A 23,714-nucleotide genomic window follows, 5' to 3' on the forward strand; every position below is an offset into this window, starting at 1 on the left:
AGGTTGCCCGAGGTTGGCCACCCCCGCGTCGATCCCGCCCCGGTCGCGAACCGGGAGTTCGATGAGTTTGTTTGCGGCCGTGTGGTGTGACCCGTGGCCGGTAGAGGGAAGGCAATCCAGATGACCAACTCCACCCCGGCGCGCGCGGAAACAGAACAGCTGGCAGCGCTGGTGGCGACGGTCGCGGCGATGGAACCGGCGCGGATCGCGGTCGAGTTCGACGGTGTCGCGGTGTCCTATGCCGACCTGGATGCGCAGCTCACGGCGATGGGCGAGATGACCGGCGGGGCGTTGGACGCGGAAACGCTGGTGCAGGTGGTGCTCGCCGAGATGTTCCCCGCGGTGGTCGATGCCGCCGAGGGGACCTTCGGGGTGCTGTTGGATTCGTTGGCTGTCGATGTGCTGGCGGCGCTGGGGATCTCCGAGGTGGCTGCGGCCACGCTGGTCGACCGGTTCGCCGCGCAGCTGGCTGCCACGCCGGATGCGGTGGCGGTGCAGTTCGGTGACGTGGTGCTGACCTATGCCGAGTTCGATGCCAGGGTCGCGGTGTTGGCGGGTCGGTTGGTGCAGTTGGGTGTGGGGCCGGAGTCGCTGGTCGGGTTGGCCATGCGACGCAGTGTCGAGCTGATCGTGGCGGTGCACGCGATCGTGCGCGCCGGCGGTGCGTATGTGCCGTTGGATCCCGATCATCCGGTGGATCGGTTGCACTATGTGCTCGAGGTGGCGCGGCCGGTGGTGGTGGTCACGCGCGCGTGTGACGAGCCGGATCTGAACGGGGCGCCGGTGTTGCGCACCGATGATCTCGACTGGTCGGCTGTGCCGGGCGCGGTGGATTCCGGGGTGCGGGCGGGAAATACCGCGTATGTCATCTTCACCTCCGGGTCAACGGGGCGGCCCAAGGGTGTGGCGGTGACGCACGGGGCGATCGTGGCGAATCTGGACTGGCGGCAGCGGCGCTATCCGATGTCGCAGGCCGATGTGGTGTTGCAGAAGACGCCGTACACCTTCGACGTGTCGGTGTGGGAGTTGTTCTGGCCCTTGCAAGTTGGTGCGCGACTGATTGTCGCTGAACCCGGCCGCCACGGTGATCCCGCGTATCTGGCGGCGTTGATCGCGGCGCATCGGGTCACCGTGACCCACTTCGTGCCGTCGATGTTGGCCGCGTTCGTCGGGGAACTGGGCGACAGCGGGGCCGCTGTGGACCTGTCGTCGTTGCGGATGGTGTTCGCCTCCGGTGAGGCGCTGCCCGCCGCCACCGCCGCGCGGCTGCGCAAGCTGTCGGCGACCGCGCTGCACAACCTGTACGGGCCCACCGAGGCGGCGGTCGATGTGACCGCGCACGAGGTGACCGCCGCGGACGAGGTGTCGGTGCCCATCGGTGGACCCGCCGATGACACCGGGCTGCTGGTGTTGGACGAGAACCTCGACCAGGTGCCCGTGGGTGTGGTGGGTGAGCTGTACCTGGCGGGTGTGCAGTTGGCGCGCGGGTATGTGGCGCGGCCGGGGCTGACCTCGGATCGGTTCGTCGCCAATCCGTACGGGGTGGCCGGTGAGCGGATGTACCGCACCGGTGACCTGGTGCGCGAGTTGCGTGGTGAGCTGGAGTACTTGGGGCGCACCGACTTTCAGGTGAAACTGCGTGGGCTGCGGATCGAACTGGGGGAGATCGAGGCGGTGCTGGCCGCGCATCCGCTGGTCGGGAACGCGGCGGTGGTGTTGCATCGGCACGCTGCCGGGGAGGCGCTGGTCGGGTATGTGGTGAGCGTGGACGGGTCCGTGCTCTCCACCGCCGAGTTGGTGGCCCATGCGAAGGCGTCGATGCCGGAGTACATGGTGCCGTCGTTGCTGATTCAGCTCGACGCGATGCCGATCAATGCCAGTGGCAAGTTGGATCGTAAAGCGTTGCCCGAACCGGACTTTCGGGTTGCCGCCGCGGAGTTCCGGGAGCCGGAGACCGTCACCGAGCGGGCTGTTGCGGCGTTGTTCGCCGAACTGCTCGACGTGGAGACCGTCGGGTTGGATGACGACTTCTTCCGGCTCGGGGGAAACTCGCTGATCGCTACCCGTGCGATCGGGCGGCTGCAGGCGAAGTTCGGTGTGCGAGTGGATGTTCGGGACTTCTTCGACAGTCCCACCGTTGCGGTGTTGGCGAAGTTGGTCGAGGGTGGGGTTGTCGATGATCGGCCCGCGCTGGTGGCGGGGCCGCGGCCCGCGGTGGTGCCGTTGTCGCCTGCTCAGCAGCGGATGTGGTTTCTGAATCGGTTCGATCCGGAATCGGGGGCGTACAACATTCCGATCGCGGTGCGGTTGTCGGGGGTGTTGGATCGGGCGGCGTTGGCGGCTGCGGTGGGGGATCTGATCGGTCGGCATGAGGTGCTGCGGACGGTGTATCCCGAGGTTGCGGGGGTGGGGACGCAGCGGGTTCTTTCTGTTGAGCAGGCGCTGGAACTGCTTGCTGCCGAATCGGATTCGAGTTCGGACCGGGACGAGTCCGTCGCTGACCGTGGCGCGGGGGAAGATATTCCCTCGCTGCTCGAGCCCGTCGACCTCGCGGCGCACGAACTTACCGGCGCCTTGGCTGCGGTGATCTTGCGTGGATTCGATGTCACCGCCGCGCCGCCCGTGCGGGCGCGGCTGTTCTCGGTGGACGGCGATCACGTGTTGGTGCTGGTGGTTCATCACATCGCGTCGGACGGGTGGTCGGCCGGGCCGCTGGTGCGGGACACGATGACCGCCTACTACGCGCGTGCCGAAGGTGGTGTGCCGCAGTGGAATCCGTTGCCGGTGCAGTACGCGGACTACACGCTGTGGCAGCGTGCCGTGCTCGGTGCGGAGGAGGATGCCGACTCGCAGGCCGGGCGGGAGATCGCGTTCTGGCGTGAGTCGTTGGCTGGGTTGCCGGATGAGTCGAGTCTGCCGACTGATCGGCCTCGGCCCGCAGTTGCGTCGATGCGGGGGCGTCGGGTCTCGTTCGAGCTCGATGGTGACGTGGTCGAGGCGCTGAATACTGTTGCCGCGCAACAGGGTGCGACGCTGTTCATGGTGCTGCACGCGGCATTGTCGGTGCTGGTCGCGCGGCTGTCGGGTAATGCCGATGTGATGATCGGTTCGCCGGTCGCGGGGCGTGGTGCGGCCGAGCTCGATGATGTCATCGGGATGTTCGTCAACACCGCGGTGTTGCGCACGCAGGTGCGGGGCTCCGAACCGTTCGCCGAGCTGCTCGGTCGGGTTCGCACCGGTGACCTGGCCGCTTTCGACCACACCACGTTGCCGTTCGAGCGGCTGGTCGAGGTGCTCGCGCCGCCGCGTTCGGCCGGGCGTCATCCGCTGTTCCAGGTCGCGTTGTCGCTGCAGAATCTGCCGCCGACGACGTTCGAGCTGCCCGGTCTTCGTGCGGCTGCGGTCGAGATGCCTTATGACATCGAGAAGTTCGATCTTTCGGTGACTGTGCGCGAGTCTGCTGCTGCGGGTTTGTCGGGTGAATTCTCTTACGCCACAGATCTGTTCGATGAGCAGACCGTTGCGCGCATGGTGCGTCGCTTTACGGGCTTGCTCGCTGCGATCGCTGCCTCGCCGCAGACTCCCGTTGCTGATCTTCCCCTGCTGATCGATGCCGAACTCGCCGAGCTGACCACCCGCACCGGGGGTGTGTCGACTCCCGCTCCGTTGCTGCCGGAGGTGCTCGCTCGCGCTGCCGCCGACCCTGCCGCGATCGCGATCCGCGATGGTGTCCCCACTGTCACCTACGGTGAGCTCGACGCCGCCTCGTCGCGCCTGGCTGCACGCTTGGTCGAGCTCGGTGTCGGAGCGGGAGACCTTGTCGCGGTGAGTATTCCGCGCTCGGCCGAATCGGTCACCGCGGTCTGGGCGGTCGTGAAGTCCGGCGCGGGGTTCCTTCCCGTCGACCCGAACTATCCGGCGGATCGGATCGCCCACATGCTCGCCGATTCCGGTGCGGCGGCGGGGATCACGGTTGATGTGGTGCTGGCGGAGCTGCCGACCACGGTGAACTGGTTGGTGCTGGACCGCGCGGATTCGGGTGTGGGGACTGCCGGTGTCGGCATCGGCGCGTCGGGCGACGGCTCGGTTGCGGGCGGCGCGAAGCGGCGGGCGGTGGATCCCTTGGATCCCGCGTACGTCATCTACACCTCCGGCACCACCGGTTTGCCCAAGGGTGTGGTGATTCCGCACGGGGCGGTGGCGGCGTATCTGCCGGTGCAGGCCGGGCGGTATCGCGCGTCGGCGGATGCGCGGGTGCTGCACGTGGCGTCGCCCTCGTTCGATATTTCGGTGGCTGAGCTGCTGTTGACCGTGACCGAGGGGGCGACCATGGTGGTCGCGCCCGCGGGGGTGTTCGGCGGGGTGGAGCTGGGGGAGTTGTTGCGGGTCGAGCGGGTGACCCATGTGGTGATCACGCCGTCGGCGTTGGCCACGGTGAACCCGGACGGGCTCGATGAGCTGCGGGTGGTCGTTGTCGGTGGTGAGGCGTGCCCGGCCGAGCTGGTTGCGCGCTGGACCGCGGCGATTCCGGGGCTGATCTTCCGTAATGGTTACGGGCCGACCGAGACGACCATTGTCACCAATATCAGCGAACCACTCAGTGCGACAACGCCTGTCACGCTCGGTGGGCCGGTGGAGGGCACGACGGAACTGGTGCTGGACGAGCGGTTGCGGCCGGTGCCTGCCGGGGTGGTCGGCGAGCTGTATATCGCGGGGGCGCAGTTGGCGCGCGGGTATCACCGTCGGCCCGCGTTGACGGCGGGGCGGTTCGTCACCAATCCGTTCGGTGCGCCCGGTGAGCGGATGTACCGCACCGGCGACACTGTGCGGTGGATTCAGCGGGATGGTTCGTTCGATCTGGAGTACCTGGGGCGTAACGACTTTCAGGTGAAGGTGCGTGGGTTCCGGATCGAGTTGGGTGAGATCGATGCGGTGCTGGGGCGCCATCCCTCGGTCGACTTCGCGGCCACGATCGGCCATCACACTGCTGTTGGTCAGCGCGGCGATGACGGCCTGCGTGGCGATGACGGCGGGGCTGTCGGCGACCGCACTGGCGTTGGCGCGACGCTGCTGGTGTCGTATGTGGTGCCTGTCGCTGGTGCCACGATTGACGCCGCCGCACTCACCGCCCACACGGCCGCCCACCTGCCCGCACACATGGTTCCGGCCGCGATCGTCGCCTTGGACGCGGTGCCGCTGACCCCCGTCGGCAAGCTCGACCGGGCTGCGCTGCCCGCACCGGTATTCGAAGCCGCCGCCTACCGCGCGCCGGAAACCGTCGCCGAGCAGGTGGTGGCCGCCGCGTTCGCCGAGGTGCTCGGACTGGACCGGGTCGGCCGCGACGACGACTTCTTCGACCTCGGCGGCAACTCGCTCCTGGCCACCCGCCTGATGGCGCGCATCGGCACCGACCTCGACATTCGCATCCCCGTGCGCCAACTGTTCGACACCGCGACCGTGTCCGCGCTGGCCGCGGCGGCCGACCGTCTGCGCGGTACCGGCACCGGTCCCACGCTGGTGGCAGGACCCCGGCCGGACCCGCTGCCGCTGTCGCCCGCACAGCAGCGCATGTGGTTCCTCAACCGTTTCGACCCCGGTTCGGCCACCGACAACATTCCGATGGCCGTGCGCCTGACCGGCGATCTCGACATCACCGCCCTCCAGGCCGCGATCGTCGATGTGCTGGACCGGCACGAGGTCTTGCGCACCCGCTACCCGGAAATCGACGGCAACGCAATCGCCGAGATCCTCCCGGCCGCTGGCCTTCTCGGCGAGGTGCACCCCCGCATCGTGTCGGCGGGCGAGTTGCCCGACGCGGTGCGCACTGTCGCGTCGATCGGCTTCGACCTCACTGTCGACGCCCCGATTCGCGCGACCTTGCTCCGTGTTGCCGCGACAGATGCCGCGACAGATGCCACGACAGGTGCTACGACGGGTGCTGCGACCCATGCCGCGACGAGTGCCGCGACGGAGGTGGCGGTCCAAGCGGAGTATGTGCTGGTGATCGTGCTGCATCACATTGCGGCGGACGGGTTCTCGTTCGGACCGTTGATTCGCGATATTCTCACCGCCTATGCGTCACGCGCAGCCGGTGTTGTCCCGCAGTGGACGCCGCTGGCGGTGCAGTACGCCGACTACGCGGTGTGGCAGCACGCGGTGCTCGGTGATCCGGCTGATGCGGAATCGGTTGCCGCCAAGCAACTCTCGTACTGGCGTGAAGCGTTGGCGGGCGTGCCCGAGCAGTTGGAGCTGCCTGCGGACCGTACCCGTCCGGCGGTCGCCACGCGGCGTGGCGGGATGCACAGCGTCGACATCGACGGCCGGACCCACCGCGCGCTGGCGGAATTCGCTCGTGCACACGGCATTACGGTGTTCATGGCGGCGCACGCGGTGTTCGCGGTGCTGTTGGCGCGATTGTCCGCGACCACTGATATCGCGATCGGCACCCCGGTGTCGGGGCGTGGTGAACGTGCGCTGGACGCCCTGGTCGGCATGTTCGTGAACACCCTCGTGCTGCGCACCGAGGTCGCACCCGCGACGCCGTTCGTCGACCTGATCGCCCAGGTCCGCGACACCGACCTGGCCGCGCTCGGCCACGCCGACGTACCGTTCGAACGCCTCGTGGAGGTTGTCGATCCGGTGCGCTCGACCGCGCGCAACCCGCTGTTCCAGGTGATGTTGTCGCTCAACGAGGACACTCCGAGCGAACTGGCCCTGCCCGGTCTCACTGTCGCCGGTTTCGACCTGCCCGCCGGTGTGGCCAAGTTCGACCTGGAACTCACCCTCACCGAACATCGCGACGAAATCGGCAGTCCCGCAGGTATTTCCGGTGCGTTCCTCTACGCCACCGATCTGTTCGAGGCCACCACCATCGCCGGTTTCGCCACTCGGTTGCACCGCCTGCTCGACGCCGTCCTGGCCGACCCGGCGCGCCCCGTCGGCGACATCGACCTGCTCGACACCGCCGAGCGCACCGAAATTCTCCACACCTGGAACGACACCGCCATCGACGGTGCCAGCTCCGCCACCCTCGCCTCGCTGTTCGCTGATCAAGCAGCCGCAAGTCCCCACGCGATCGCTGTGGTCGTTGACACGGATCCGGCCGACGAGGTGTCGCCGGATTCCGACTTCGCAAGTATCGCGGCAGTTGAGCTTTCGTACGCCGAGTTCGGTGTGCGGGTTGCGCGGTTGGCGCGGCATTTGATCGCGCTCGGGGCGGGGCCGGGGTCGTTGGTCGCGGTGGCTATGCGACGTGGAGTGGAGCAGTTGGTCGCGGTGCACGCAGTGCTCGCAGCCGGTGTGGCTTATGTGCCGGTTGATCCGGATCATCCGGTGGAGCGGACGGCGTCTGTGCTGGCACAGACGGCACCGGTCTGCGTGCTGACTGTCACCGGAAGTGGTGTGGCGGTGGGGGAGTCGGTGTTGGTCGACACCCTGGATCTGTCGGCGCTGTCCGGTGCGCCGATCGCCGATGATGAGCGGGTTGCTCCGTTGCGTCCGGAACATCTCGCGTACGTGCTGTTCACTTCGGGTTCCACGGGTCGGCCGAAGGGTGTGGCGGTGCCGCACAAGGCGGCGGTGAACCAGCTGCTGTGGTTGCAGCGGGAGTACCCGCTGGGCGCCGACGATGTGGTGTTGCAGAAGACGCCGTTCACCTTCGATGCCTCGGTCTGGGAACTGTTGTGGCCCTTGCAGGTTGGTGCGCGACTGGTGCTCGCTACCGCTGACGGTCACCGTGACCCGGCATACCTGGCGTCCGCCACCGTGCGTCACCGCGTGAGTGTTGTTCAGTACGTGCCCTCGGTGTTGGCCGCGGTGGTCGCGGAACCGGTGCACGCGCAGGCGGATTCGCTGCGTCTGGTGTTCGCGGGCGGTGAAGCGCTGACGACCGATCTGGCACGGCGCGTGCACGCGAGCACCGGCGCGACAGTGGTCAACCTGTACGGACCCACCGAGACTGCCATCCAGGTCACCACGCATGAGGTGGGTGACGAGCAGGGTTCGTCGGTACCGATCGGTACGCCGGTTGCCGATTCCCGTGTGTACGTGCTGGATTCGCGCTTGCACCCGGTCCCGGCCGGGGTGCCGGGTGAGCTGTATGTGGCGGGCGCCCAGCTCGCCGACGGCTACCACGGTCGCACCGACCTCACCGCCGAACGTTTCGTCGCCGACCCCTTCGGCACCGGCGAGCGCCTGTATCGCACCGGTGACCTGGTCACCTGGCGCACCGGCCCGAACGGCCCCGCCCTGCATTACCTGGGCCGCACCGACTTCCAGGTGAAACTGCGCGGCCTGCGCATCGAGCCGGCCGAGATCGAAGCCGCCATCGCCTCGGTCCCCGGCGTCAGCCGCGTCGCCATGCTGGTCCGCTCGGACGAGGGTCGCCCCGACCAACTCGTCGCCTACGTGGTCCGCGCTGCCTCCGAAACGGTCGATACGTCCACGCTGGATTCAGTCGCCCCCACTGTCGCCGATCTCGACGCCGCGATCACCGAGACTCTGCCCTCTTACATGGTGCCGGGCGCGTACGTATTCCTCGACGAGCTGCCGGTCAACGCCTCGGGCAAGCTCGATCGGCGGGCGTTGCCCGCACCGCAGGCGCGTCAGCTCGACTACCGCGAACCCGCCACCGCCACCGAGCGGATCGTCGCCGCGACCTTCGCGGGTGTGCTCGATCTCGAGCGGGTCGGCGCGGGCGATGACTTCTTCGCGCTCGGTGGTAATTCGCTGCTCGCCACGCAGGTGGCGGCGCGGCTGGGTGCGGCGCTGGATGCTCGGGTGCCCGTGCGGGAGCTGTTCGAGGCCAGCACTGTCGACGGGCTCGCGGTGCGGCTGGATGCTCTGCGCGGCACCGGTAGCAGGCGTGGGCCGGTCGCCGGGCAACGGCCGCAACGGATTCCGTTGTCGCCCGCGCAGCAGCGGATGTGGTTCCTGCACCGCTTCGATCCCGATTCCGCCGCGTACCACATTCCGGTCGCGATCCGCCTCAGCGGCGAACTCGATGCGACGGCGATGCGCGGTGCGCTGGGTGATCTGATCGCCCGGCACGAGACCTTGCGCACCACCTACCCCGAATTCGACGGGCAGGCAACGCAACTCGTCGGCGAGGCGTTCACCCCTGAGCTGTCTGTAGTCGATGTGGCTGCCGAAGAGGTGCCTGCGGCGGTCGTCGCGGTGCTCGCCGGTGGTTTCGATATCACCACTGAGGTGCCGGTGCGCGCGGCTCTGCTGCGGGTGACCGCGACCGAGCACGTGTTGGTGCTGGTGGTGCATCACATCGCCGCCGATGGTTGGTCGATGGGCCCGCTGACGCGAGATCTGGTGGCCGCCTACGCATCCCGTGCCGCCGGTGCGGAACCGCAACTGCCCCCGCTGGCTGTGCACTACGCCGACTACGCGCTGTGGCAGACAGAGGGTTTGGGCAGCGTCGACGATCCGGACGCGCCGCTGGCCCGCCAGCTCGACTACTGGACGGACCGCCTCGCTGGCCTGCCCGATGTCCTGACCCTGCCCGCCGACCGGCGCAGGCCGCTGGTCGCCTCGAACCGGGGCGCCACCTTCCTTACTGAACTCGACGCTGACCTGCATCGTGGCATCGAGGAACTGGCTCGTGCGCACCGTGCGACCCCGTTCATGGTGTTGCACGCGGGCCTGTCCGTGCTGCTGGCGCGACTGTCGGCCGGTGCCGACATCGTCGTGGGCACGCCGGTGGCCGGTCGCGGGCATCGCGAACTCGACGACATCGTCGGCATGTTCGTCAACACCCTAGTGCTGCGTGCGCACGTGCGCGCCGACGCCCGCTTCGGCGATCTGCTCGATGACGTCCGCGCGGGCGACCTCGACGCGTTCGATAACGCCGATGTGCCCTTCGAAAGTCTGGTCGACGCACTTAATCCGGTGCGCTCCCAAGGCTATTCGCCGCTGTACCAGATCTCGCTCGCGCTGCAGAACCAGCGCCGGACCGCGTTCGAACTGCCCGGCCTGACCCTGTCGGGTCTGACCCTGCCGGACGCGCCGATCGAAGTGGACCTGGACTTCACCTTCGTCGACCGTTTCGCCGCCGATGGCACGCCCGACGGGCTCGACCTCGAATTGCGCTACGCCACCGATCTTTTCGATGCCGACACCGTGGCACGGATGGTCGCCATGCTCGAGCGCGTCCTGCGCACGGCGGTCGCACAGCCTGCCACGGCCGTAGGCGATCTCGCGCTGCTGGCCGACGCGGACAGGGTCGAACTGCTCGCGGGCCCCCACGGGGACGTGGTCGAACTCGACGCGGCCCTGGCCGAACTGGGCGTGCGCGCCCCGCTGGCCGCGCACCTGCTCGATGCCGCGGCCGCCCGCGATCCGCACGCCATTGCTGCGGTGTTCGAAGGCGCCGAAATCACCTATGGCGCGCTGGCGGCCAGAGCTAACCGCTTCGCGCGCAGGCTGATCGACTGCGGGGTCGGCCCGGAAACGCCGGTGGCCGTTGCTGTCCCGCGCAGCATCGAACTGCTGGTGGTGTTGCACGGTGTGCTCGCCGCCGGCGGTGTGTACGTGCCGATCGATGCCGCCCAGCCCGCCGAGCGCATCGGGCATGTGCTGGAGTCGGCCACGCCGCGCCTGGTGGTCGTGGCGGCCGCAGACGACCTCGACCACGTGGACAGCGGCATCCGATCCGCCACCGCCTCAGTGCATTTCGCGGCAGCTTCGCGCTCGGGGTTCCCGGTGCTCACGGTCGCTCAGATCGAGGATGCGGCGCAGGGTACCGTCGCGGGCACCCCGCTCACCGACGTCGAACGCCTCGCGCCGCTGCACCCCGAGCACCCGGCCTACGTGCTGTTCACCTCCGGCTCCACTGGCACGCCCAAGGGTGTGCTGATCTCGCACCGTGCCGTGGTCAACGAAATCGCCTGGCTGCGTGGCGAATACGCGATGACCGCCGCAGACCGCTTCCTGCAGCGCGCACCGCTGACCTTCGACGTGTCGCTGTGGGAACTGCTGGCACCCGCCCTGCTCGGCGCCAGGCTGGTGCTGCTGCGGCCCGGCGGCCACCTCGACCTGGCGTACCAGGCGCGGGTGGTGCGTGAGCAGGGCATCACCATCATGGAGATCGTGCCGTCGGTGCTGGCCGCGATGCTGGCCGAAGGTCTCGGCGACGCGCTGAGCGGGCTGCGGATGCTGCATGTGGGCGGTGAGGAACTGCCCGCGCCGCTGGCGGCCACCGTGCTCGCGACCATCCCCGGCGAGCTGCACAACACGTACGGTCCGACCGAAGTGGCGATCACCAGCACCTTCCAGCAGATCACGGCACCGGTCGAGCAGACCGAAATGCCGATCGGCAAGCCGACGTGGAATGTGCGCGCGTACGTCCTGGACGAGCGGTTGCACCCGGTGCCCGGTGGTGTCGCGGGTGAGCTGTATCTGGCGGGTGCGCAGTTGGCTCGCGGGTACCTCGGCAAGCCTGATCTGACTGCCGACCGGTTCGTCGCCGACCCGTTCGGTGCTGATGGTGCCCGCATGTATCGCACGGGCGACCTTGTCCGTCGTGATCGACAGGGTGCATTGGTTTACCTGGGGCGCAACGACTTCCAGGTGAAGATCCGTGGCCTGCGGATCGAGCTGGGTGAGATCGAGGCGGCCCTAGGCGACGCACCCGGCGTCACGCACGCGACCGTGCTGCCCGCCACCGACGATGCCGGACGCCAGTGCCTGGTCGGGTACGTCGCGGGCGATGTCGATGTCGTCGCGGTGCGCGCTCACGTCGCGGGTCGGGTGCCCGCGTACATGGTGCCCGCCCACCTCGTGGTGCTGGACACCGTGCCGTTGAACTCCGCCGGCAAGCTCGACCGGGCGGCGCTGCCCGCCGCTGACCTTTCGGTGACCACGGCATATGTGGCGCCGCGACCGGGAGCACAGACCGCGCTTGCCGCGGTGATCGCCGAGTTGCTCGGGGTGCCGCGGGTGGGTGCGCACGACGACTTCTTCGCCGTCGGCGGCAACTCGCTGCTGGCGATGCGCCTAGTGGCGCGGGCCAATGCCGCGCTGGGCAGTGCGCTGGATGTGCGCGACGTGTTCGACGCGCCGACCGTGGCGGGCTTGGCCGCACGGGCCGCTGAGGGTCGCGAACAGCTGCCGCCGCTGACCGCAGTGGTGCCGCGTCCTGATCGAATCCCGTTGTCGCTGGCGCAGACTCGCCTGTGGTTGCTGAACCGCATCGACCCGGACTCGGCCGTGTACACCCTGCCGATCGCCTTGCGCCTGACCGGCGACCTCGACACGGACGGCTTGTGGGCCGCGCTCGCCGACGTCCTCGGCCGGCACGAATCCCTGCGCACCGTGTTCCCCGAAGACGCGCAGGGCCCGACCCAGGTCATCCTCCCCGTCGGTCAGGTCATGCCTGCGACCGCCGTCCAACAAGTCCGCGAGGACGACTTGGTCGACGCCGTGCGCGCGATCATCGGCGCGCCCTACGACCTGACCACCGAGCCGCCGCTGCGTGCCGCGCTGCTGCGTCGCGTCGCGTCCGCGCATGGCCGCCCCGACGACGTGCACGGCCGCCCCGACGACGTGCACGGCCGCCCCGACGACGTGCACGGCCGCCCGGACGACGTGCACGGCCGCCCGGACGACGTGCACGGCGACCCCAGCGACGCGCATGGCCACGCTGACGGCGCGCATGGCCACGCTGACGGCGCGCATGGCCACGCTGACGGCGCGCACGGCTTGTCCGACGACGCGCATGGTCCCGCTGACGACGTGCATGGTCGACCCGACGAAGCGCACACCCCCGAGATCGAGCATGTTCTCGTGCTCGCCGTGCACCACATTGCCGCCGACGGCGTATCGACCACACCGCTGGCTCGCGACCTGATCACCGCTTACGCCGCGCGTTCGGCGGGCGGGGCGCCTGCCTGGGAACCGCTGCCGCTGCAGTACCCCGACTTCACCCTGTGGCAGCACTCGGTGCTCGGCGACGCGGCCGACCCCGACTCGCGGCTGGCGCGTCAGCTGACGCATTGGCGTAGCGAATTGGACGGGCTGGCACCGGTTTTGGAGCTGGCTACGGACCGTCCGCGACCCGTGGTGCGCGATGGTTCGGGTGCGGCTGTCGGGTTCGATGTGCCCGCCGAGGTGGTCGCGGGGATCGAGGCGCTGGCTCGGCGGCACGGTGTTTCCACGTTCATGGTGGTGCACGCGGCGTTCGCGGTGCTGTTGTCGCGGCTGGGTGCCGGGGCCGATATCGCGGTTGGTACGCCGGTCGCGGGGCGTGCCGATGCCGCTCTGGATGATCTGGTCGGGATGTTCGTCAACACGTTGGTGCTGCGGACCGCCGTGGACGGGGGTGCCGGTTTCGCTGAACTGCTCGCACAGGTGCGGGCGGCGGACTTGGCGGCGTTCGCCCATGCTGACCTGCCGTTCGAACGGTTGGTAGAGGAACTGAACCCGGTGCGGTCCACCGCGTATGCCCCGATCGTGCAGGTGATGTTGGCGTTCGAGCATCGCGAGGACACCACGATCGAACTGCCGGGGCTGCAGATCGCCGAGTTCGCGATGCCTGCCGCGACCACCCAGTTCGATCTGTCGCTGGCCATCAACGAGATCGCCGGTGCCGCAGGCGAACCGGGCATGCGCGGATGGTTGCGGTACGCCACAGATCTGTTCGACGCGGACACGGTCGCCGGGTTCGGTGCGCGGTTCGTGCGGGTGCTGAGCGCGGTGGTCGCCGATGACACCGTCGCGGTCGGTGAGATCGACCTGCTCGATGCGGGCGAAACCGCGCAGCTGGCGGCCTGGAACGACACCGCGGCGCCGTTGGATGTCGACGCGACGTTGGTGTCGATGTTCGCCGAACAGGCCGTGCGTACCCCGGACGCCACAGCTCTCGAGTTCGAGGGTGACCGAATCACCTACGCGCAGTTCGCTGTTCGTGTCGCACGACTGGCGCGGTGGTTGATCGCCGAACAGGTCGGGCCCGGTGCGATTGTCGGCGTGGGGCTGCGGCGGGGTATCGACCTGCTGGTCGCGCTGTACGCGGTGCAGGCCGCGGGCGCCGCCTACCTGCCGCTTGACCCCGATCATCCGGCCGATCGGATCGCCGATGTGCTCGCCACCGCGGCACCGGTCTGTGTGTTCGCGGCCCCCGGCTTCCCCGAAACAGGGACGCGCACGGTCGATCCGGCAGATCTTGAGCTGCACGGGTTCGCTGATGAACCCGTGACCGACGCCGACCGGATTCGGCCGCTGCGTGGCACCGACCTGGCGTACGTCCTGTTCACCTCCGGCTCCACCGGCAAGCCCAAGGGCGTCGCGGTCACCCACACCGCGATCGTCAACCGGCTGGTGTGGATGCAGGACGCCTACCGGCTCGACGCGGCCGGAACCGTGCTGCAGAAGACGCCGATCACCTTCGACGTGTCGGTGTGGGAATTGTTCTGGCCCTTGCAAGTCGGTGCCACCCTGGTGATCGCCCGACCCGACGGTCACCGCGATCCCGTCTACCTCGCCGAGGTGATCACCCGCACCGGTGTCGACGTGCTGCACTTCGTACCGTCGATGCTGGCAGCCTTCCTGGCCGAACCCCGTGCGGCCGACTGTGTTTCGCTGCGACAGGTGTTCGCCTCCGGTGAAGCGCTGCCCGCGGCCGACGCGCAGCGCCTGCGCGCACTGATTCCCGGTGTCGCCGTGCACAACCTGTACGGACCCACCGAGGCCGCGGTGGATGTGAGCTTCCACGAGGTCACCGACGCCGATGTCACTACAGTGCCGATCGGTGCTCCGGTCGCCAATACCGCTCTGCACGTGCTCGATTCGCGGCTTCGCCCCGTGCCCGTCGGAACGCCCGGTGAGCTCTACCTGGCCGGTGTGCAGCTGGCGCGCGGCTACCTCGGTCGCCCGGACCTGTCTGCGGACCGCTTCGTCGCCAACCCCCTCGGTGCGGCGGGCGACCGGATGTACCGCACCGGCGACCTGGTCGTCCGCACCCGAACCGGCGAGCTGGAGTACTTGGGCCGCACCGACTTTCAGGTGAAACTGCGCGGCCTGCGTATCGAACTCGGCGAAATCGAGGCGGTCCTGACCGGGCTCGACGCGATTGACCGAGCCGTGGTCACCGTCCGCGACGACGGCACCGGCGACTACCTCACCGCCTACATTGTGCCGTCCGAACTGCGCCCGACCGTGCAATCAGCTGCCGAAGCAGGCGCTGTCGGTCTCGACCTGGCCGCATCGGTTGCCGAGGCGGACACTGACGGTCTCGACCTGGCCGCATCGGTTGCCGAGGCGGACACTGACGGTCTCGACCTGGCCGCATCGGTTGCCGAGGCAGACACCGCTGGTCTCGACACGGCCGCATCAGCTGCCGATGGCCTCGACGCGGCTGCAGGTGCAACCCCTGCCGATACTGCGGGGGTGCGCGATAGGTCCGCGCGTCTTGACCTCGACGCGGTGAAAACAGCGCTGCAGCAGTCTCTTCCGGCTTACATGGTGCCCGCCGCGTTCGTCGTGCTCGAAACCTTGCCCGTGAACGCATCCGGCAAACTCGACCGACGCGCACTGCCCGCGCCCGAACTGGTCGCCAGGGAATTCCGGGCACCGACCACGGCGTCGGAACAGCTTGTAGCCGGGGTGATCGCCGACGTGCTCGGTGTCGAACTGGTCGGCGCCGACGACAACTTCTTCGATCTGGGCGGCAACTCCCTCATCGCAACCCGTGTCGCCGCACGACTCGGCGCGGCACTGGACCGGCAGGTGCCGGTGGCTCGAATCTTCGAAACACCAGTGGTCGCGGACCTGGCCGCCGCACTCGACGCGGCCAGCGGGGCCGCACGGGTGGCGTTGGTGGCGGGGGAGCGGCCCGCGTCGATCCCGCTGTCGCCCGCGCAGCAGCGGATGTGGTTCCTCAACCGGTTCGACCCGGATTCGGCCGGATACAACGTGCCGATCGCGGTGCGGCTGACCGGTGCGCTCGATCTGCACGCGCTGGCCGCCGCCGTCGATGACCTCATCGACCGGCACGAAGTACTGCGCACCTTCTACCCCGAGACCGCCGACGGACCGGTGCAGCAGATCCTGTCCGCCGCCGAAGCCGGTGTGGCACTGCAGGTTCGCGAGGTGGCGGCCGAAGAGATCGTCGGGGCGGTGACGGTGCTGGCCGCGACCACCTTCGATGTGACCGCGGGTGTGCCGTGGCAGGTGGTGCTGTATCGGATCACCGACGACGAGGCCGTGCTGGCCATGGTTGTGCACCACATCAGCGCCGACGGTTCGTCGGTCCCGCCACTGGTGCGCGACCTGATGACCGCCTACCTGGCCCGTCGCGACGGTGCCGCACCGCAGTGGGCGCCGCTGCCGGTGCAGTACGCCGACTACGCGCTGTGGCAGCGTGCGGTGCTCGGCGACGAGAACGACCCGGCGTCGGTGGCGGCTCGTCAGCTGGACTTCTGGCGCGGAGAACTCGCCGACCTGCCCGATGAGCTGGCCTTGCCGCTGGACCGGCCGCGACCCGCCGTGCGCACGCTCGCGGGCGGGACCGTTCCGGTGGCACTGGACGCGGACACCCACGCCAGGCTCGCCGTGCTGGCGAGGGAATCCGGGGCCACGCTGTTCATGGTCGTGCACACCGCGTTCGCCGCGCTGCTCGGCCGACTGTCGGGCAGCAACGACATCACCGTGGGGACGCCGGTTGCCGGGCGCGGTGAGGCCGCGCTGGAAGACCTGATCGGCATGTTCGTCAACACGCTGGTCTTCCGTACTCGCCTGCGGGCTTCAGAGTCGTTCCAGCAGTTGCTGATTCGTCAGCGGGCCACCGACCTGGCGGTCTACGCGAACGCCGAGGTGCCGTTCGAGCGGCTCGTGGAGGTTCTCGATCCGGCTCGTTCGACCGCACGGCATCCGCTGTTCCAGGTCGGGTTCTCGTTCCAGAACTTCGAACGCGCGGAGCTGGCGCTGCCCGGCATCACGGTGTCGGGCCTGGACACCGACAGTGAACTGTCGCAGTTCGACCTGCATCTGATCGTCAGCGACGAGTACAACGCCGACGGGACCGCGGCGGGTGTGAGCGGCGTGCTCACCTACGCGCACGACGTGTTCGACACCGAGACCGCCGCGGCGATCGGCGCGCGTCTGGAACGGCTGCTCACCGCCGTTGCCGCCGCACCGCACACACCACTGGACTCCGTCGATGTGCTCGAGCCTGCCGAACGGCACCGCATTCTCGACCAGTGGAACGACACGGCCCACGAAATCGACCGCACCGCAACGCTGCTCACCGCTTTCAACGCACAGGTGCAGGCGCAACCGAACGCCACGGCGCTGGTGTTCGACGGCACAGAACTGACATACGCCGCCTTCGGCGACCGCGTAAACAGGCTCGCCCGCCATCTGATCGCCGAAGGTGTCGGTCCCGATGTGCTGGTCGCCCTGGCGATGCGCCGCTCGATCGACCTGGTCGTGGCCATGTACGCGGTGCTCACCGCCGGTGGCGCCTACGTCCCCGTCGACCCCGACCACCCCGTCGACCGCATCGCCCAGGTCCTCGACACCGCCCGCCCCCACCTCGTCCTGACCACGCACCGGGACGAGTTCACCGCCCCGTTTGCTGTCGATTCCGACACGACTTCCCGCGAAACGACAGGTGCCGAGGCGAATTCGAGTCCACCCCAGGTCGCGGTGCAGCCGAGCGCCACCGACTCCGTCGACGTCAAGGCCGCCTCGGGCGCGCGGGTTGTCTCGCTAGACGATGTCGACACGACGAACTACTCAGCGCACCCGGTAGCCGACGGTGAACGCGTTGCCCCACTGCGGGATTCGAACCTGGCCTACGTCCTGTTCACCTCCGGGTCCACCGGCACGCCCAAGGGTGTGGCAATGACCCACGCCGGGATTCGCAATCAGATCGCCTGGCTCAATGAGCAGTACGGGCTCGGCAGCGAGGACGTGTACCTGCAGAAGTCCGCGGCCGGGTTCGACCTGTCGGTGTGGGGCTTCTTCGCCCCGCTCGCCGCAGGTGCGACGCTGGTCCTGGCCACGCCCGACGGTCATCGTGACCCGCTGTATCTGGCCGAACTCGTTGCCGTGCAGCAGATCACCGTGGTCGACTTCGTGCCGTCGATGCTGGCGATGTTCGCCGCACACGCCGATGCTGCGCAACTGACGAGCCTGCGACTGGTCTTCGCGATCGGCGAAGCGCTCACCCCGGAGACCGTGTCGGCGTTCCGGACGAAATCGGTTGCGGCCGTGCACAACCTGTACGGGCCTACCGAAGCCGCCGTGTCGGTCACCGCGTGGCCCGCCGACGAGGCGACCGGGCAGACCGTGCCGATCGGTGTGCCCGAATGGAACACGCGCGTCTACGTGCTCGACGAGCGGTTGCGGCCAGTGGCACCTGGTGTTGCCGGTGAGCTGTACCTGGCTGGCGACCAGCTGGCACGCGGCTACCTCGGCAGGCCCGACCTCTCGGCGGACCGCTTCGTCGCGGACCCGTTCGTCGCGGGGCTGTCGGGCGCGGACCCGATTGTCGCGGGGATGTCGGGCGCGGACCCGATTGTTGTGGGGATGTCGGGCGCGGACCCGTTCGCCGCAGAAGGTGATGCCGAGGTTCTTACGGGGTCGTCCGCAGCGGGCACGACTCGCAGCTCCGTCGGCGGTGCCCGCATGTACCGCACCGGTGACCTGGTGCGCTGGACTCGCGACGGCGTGCTCGTCTACCTGGCGCGCATCGACTTCCAGGTGAAATTCCGTGGTCAGCGCATCGAACTCGGCGATATCGAGGCCGCGCTGCAGGGTCTGGCCGGGGTCAGTCAGGCCGCGGCGGTGGTGTCCGACAGCGATACCGGCGAACGGCTCGTCGGGTATGCGGTGGCGTCCCCCGGCGTCGAGCTGGATCCGGCGCAGTTGCGCACGGGTCTCGCCGCGGTGTTGCCGTCGTACATGGTGCCGTCGGTGATCGTCGTGCTCGACGCCTTCCCGCTCAACACGTCCGGCAAGTTGGACCGAAAGGCTTTGCCCGCACCGGAATTCGTCGCTCGGCCGTTCCGGGAGCCGGTCAGTGCGACCCAGCGGGCGGTGGCCGAGGTGTTCGGCGAAGTGCTCGGGCGCGAACAGGTCGGTCTCGACGACGACTTCTTCGAACTGGGCGGCAACTCGCTCATCGCGACCCGCGTCGCCGCTCGACTCGGCGCGGCCCTGTCGATGCGGGTGCCGGTGCGGACCCTGTTCGAAGCCACCACCGTGGCCGATCTGGCGGCCGCGTTGGCCGCGCGCGTCGGCAGTGGGGCCGGGATCGCGCTCACCGCGGGCGAACGACCGGCTCGGATTCCGTTGTCGGCCGCTCAGCAGCGGATGTGGCTGCTCAACCGCCTCGACCCGGATTCCGCCGCCTACAACATCCCGATCGCGGTGCGCCTGACCGGCGATGTCGACGCCGCCGCGCTGGCTGCTGCGGTCACCGATGTGCTGGATCGGCACGAGGTGCTGCGCACGGCTTACCCGGCGATCGACGGGATCGGGTACCAGGCGGTGTGGGAGTTCGTGCCCGCGCCGGTGGTGGAGAACGTCGATCCGATCGCGGTGCCTGCCATCGTGGCGGCGGAGATCGGGCGCGGGTTCGATGTCACCGCGGCGCCGCCCGTGCGGGTGCGTGTGTTGCGTTGTGCGGCAGACGAAGTCGTGTTGGTGGTGGTGATTCACCACATCAGCGCCGATGGGTTCTCGGCCGGTGCGCTGCTGCGTGACACGACCGCCGCCTACTTCGCGCGTCGTGCGGGTGCCGAACCCGGTTGGGCGCCGCTGCCGGTGCAGTATGCCGACTACACGCTGTGGCAGCGTGCGGTGTTGGGCAGCGAGGACGACGTCGAATCGGTGGCGGCCCGGCAGTTGCGGTTCTGGCGCAGTGAGCTGGCAGGGCTGCCCGGTCTGCTCGAACTGCCTGCTGACCGGCCGCGTCCCGCAGTCGCGTCACAGCGCGGTGCCAGTGTGGAAACTGTTGTGCCGCAGCAGGTGTGGGAGCGAGTGGGCCAGCTGGCTCGCCGCGCCGACGCCAGCGAGTTCATGGTCGCCCACGCCGCCTTGTCCGCGCTGCTCGCGCGCCTGGCCGGCACCGGCGACATCGCGATCGGCACGCCCGTGGCCGGACGTGGTGAGCAAGCCCTCGATGACCTCGTCGGCATGTTCGTCAACACGCTCGTGCTGCGGACGGGTGTGGACCCCGCTGCCTCGTTCCGCACGCTGTTGCGCGAGGCCAGGCGGGTGGACCTGGACGCGTTCGAGAACGCGGACGTGCCGTTCGAACGACTCGTCGACGTGCTCGACCCGGTCCGCTCGACCGCCCACAGCCCGCTGTTCCAAGTGATGTTGGCGTTCCAGAACCTGTCCGCCGCCCCCGTCGAGGTGGTCCTGCCCGACCTCACCGTGACCGGGCTGGAGGCCGACGCGGCCATCGCCAAGTTCGACCTGGACCTGGTCCTGGCCGACACCGCCGACGGCGGTTGCTCGGTGAGCCTGACCTACGCCACCGACCTGTTCGACGCCGACACCGCCGCCCGCATCGCGCAGGGTTACGTCCAGGTGCTCGACGCGGTCACCGCCGATCCTGACCGTGCGGTGGGCGATATCGACCTGTTGACCGACGATGACCGCCGCGTGCTCGAAAAGTGGTTGGACACAGCGCCTTCGGTGAACGCTCGGGAGTCGCTCAGTCGGCAGTTCGTGTCGACGCCGGATATGCTGGCCGACGGCATCACCGAGCATCGCGGGTGCACCGACGGCCCGGCTGCCGGTCATCGCGCCGACGGCGTGGCTGCCGACCATCGCGCCGACGGCGTGGCTACTGACCATCGCACCGACGGCGTGGCTACTGACCATCGCGCCGACGGCCCGACTACCGACCATCGCGTTGTCGCGACATCGGAAGCAGGCATTCTGCCTATCGCGTTCGACCGCCAGGTTGCGCGGACACCGGCCGCAGTCGCGCTCATCGACGGCGACGCCGCGCTCACCTATGCCGAGTTCGCGGACCGAGTGAACCGGCTCGCGCGGCACCTCATCGAACAGGGTGTCGGGCCGGATAGTTCCGTGGCAGTCGCTGTGCGTCGGTCGACGGAACTGCTGGTCGGGGTGTACGCGGTACTCGCGGCGGGCGGCACCTACGTGCCGATCGACCCCGATCATCCGGCCGAGCGGATCGCCCGCATCGTGCGCATCGCGCAACCGGTCTGCGTGCTCACCACCACCGGCGACGCCGTGGGCTTCCCGGCACACGGCCTGGATGTGGTGTCGGTGGACACGGTGGATCTCACCGCCTATTCGGCAGGACCGATCGCCGATGGCGAACGTGTGCGACCGCTGCTGCCCGAGCACACCGCGTACGTGATCTTCACGTCCGGATCGACGGGACTACCCAAGGGCGTCGGTGTCCCGCACCGCGCGATCGTCAACCAACTCGACTGGCTCGCACAGGAATTCGAGTTCACCGCCGGTGACACCGTGCTGCACAAGACCCCGACCACCTTCGACGCCTCGATCTGGGAACTGTTACTGCCCCAGCGAGTCGGCGCCCGCACCGTCATCGCCGAGCCCGGCGGCCACGGTGATCCCGCCTACCTCGCGCAGCTGATCGCCGAACATCGCATCGACACAGTGCAATTCGCGCCCACCCTGCTCGCCGCCTACGTCGCGCACGTGCAAGGCCACGGCTCCCTGCAGCGGGTCTTCGCCGGTGGCGAGGCGCTGCCTGCCGCATTGGCGCAGCAGGTTCGCGCGCTCACAGGCGCGGACGTGGTGAACCTGTACGGGCCCACCGAAACCGCCGTGCAGGTCAGCACCCACGTGGTGAGCGACGACGACACCGTCACGGTGCCGATCGGTGTGCCCGTGTGGAACACCGGGCTCTACGTGCTCGACTCCAGGCTGCGGCCGGTACTGCCGGGTGTGACCGGCGAACTGTATGTCGGCGGCCAGCAGCTCGCGCACGGATACGTGGGTGCGGCCGAACTCACCGCCGAGCGATTCCTGCCCGATCCGTTCGGTGCCCCCGGCACACGGATGTACCGCACCGGTGACCTCGTTCGACTGCGTGGAAAGACCGCTCCCACACTGGAATACGTGGGTCGCTCCGACCTGCAGGTGAAGCTCAACGGTCAGCGCATCGAACTCGGCGAAGTCGAAGCCGCGTTGCAGCGTCAGCCGGGGGTCGCGCAGGCCGCGGCCGCGGTGGTGTCCGGCGTGGGTGCCGACCGGCTCGTCGCCTACATCGTCGCTGCCCGAAGCGGGGAGATCGACCCCGCCGACGGTGGACGCGGCACGGACACCGCTCGTGCTGAGGGCACGGACACCGCTAGTGCGGAGGCGGTCGCTGAACGCGGCGCCGGTGCTGATCGGGCAACGGACGGTACGGAAACCTTCGCGGGGCACGGTATTTCGCTCCTCGATTCGGGAGCATTGCGTTCAGCACTGGCCGCGGAACTCCCCGGCTACCTGGTGCCCGCCGTCGTACTCGAACTCGATTCCCTGCCCGTCAACACCTCCGGCAAACTCGACCGCACCGCCCTCCCCACCCCTGAACTGCGCCAGGCGACCTACCGGGCACCGATCACCGAGACCGAACAGCTCGTCGCGGAAGCCTTCGCGCGCGTGCTCGGCCTGGACCGAATCGGCATGGACGACAACTTCTTCGACCTCGGCGGCAACTCCCTCACCGCGGTCCAACTGTCGTCCCGACTGAGCGAAGCGTTGGGCAGCACGGTGCCGGTGGCGTGGTTCTTCACCGACCCGACGCCCGCCGTCGTCGTGGAACGTGTACGCGCCGAGGACGATTCGGCCGACGACGCGTTCGCGGTGCTGCTTCCGCTGCGCGCGGGCGGCATCGGCGCACCACTGTTCTGCATCCACCCCGTCGGCGGTGTCTCCTGGTCGTTCGCCGGCCTGACCCGACACCTGGACCCCCAACGTCCGATCTACGGCCTGCAGTCACCCGCGCTCACCGAGCACGAACCGCTGCCCGCCACCATCGACGCCTGGGCCCAGCGCTACATCGCCGCCATCCGCACGGTGCAGCCGGAAGGGCCGTACCACCTGCTCGGCTGGTCGCTGGGCGGGCTGCTCGCGCACGCCGTCGCGACCGGACTGCAAGCCGAAGGCGAACAGGTCAACCAGCTGGCCATGATGGACAGCTGGCTGGGCGACGGACCCGACAGCACCCCGATGCCCACCGTCGGCGACTTGCTCGGCGGGCTCGCGGGCGACGACAGCGCCTTCGACACCGACGGCCTGGTCGCCGCGGCCGCGGGCATCGGCGGGCCACTGGCCGCGCTGGACCGCAGCCGCATCGCCCGGATCATCGACGCCGCCACCGCGTCGATGCACATGGTCGACGACTACCGTGCGCAAAGATTCGACGGTGACCTGGTCTACTTCGCCGCCACGGTCGACGACCCCACCGGTGCCCATGGCGCACAGAGTTGGACCACGGCGATCGGCGGCACCATCCACCGCCACGGCATCGCCGCCACCCACTGGGCGATGGCGAGCGAGGCGGCCTTGGCGCAGATCGCGGACGTCCTCGACGCCGCGCAACCGGGCGCGGACCGGTCCGCGAGCGAGGACGGCAGGACGAGGGCCGATGCACGTGCGGGGGCGATGGGCGCATAGAATCGCGGAGCCGGCCGCAGTGCCTGCTGCCCCACACCCGCGCGTGTTCCAGGGGCACCGCACATGTCGCCAGCTCCCAGATTTCG

Annotated in this window: 1 protein-coding gene; it reads left to right on the plus strand. The window is 69.0% G+C overall.

Features of this window, described 5'->3' with window-relative positions:
• The first annotated feature begins 120 nt into the window (after positions 1–120).
• Entirely contained in the window at positions 121–23,628 is a 23,508-nt protein-coding gene (locus ACFWVD_RS05985) for a non-ribosomal peptide synthase/polyketide synthase (RefSeq protein WP_379240818.1), read from the plus strand.
• Positions 23,629–23,714: the final 86 nt, after the last annotated feature.

This window comes from Nocardia sp. NPDC058666, from assembly GCF_042714895.1.
Classification (GTDB): Bacteria; Actinomycetota; Actinomycetes; order Mycobacteriales; family Mycobacteriaceae; genus Nocardia.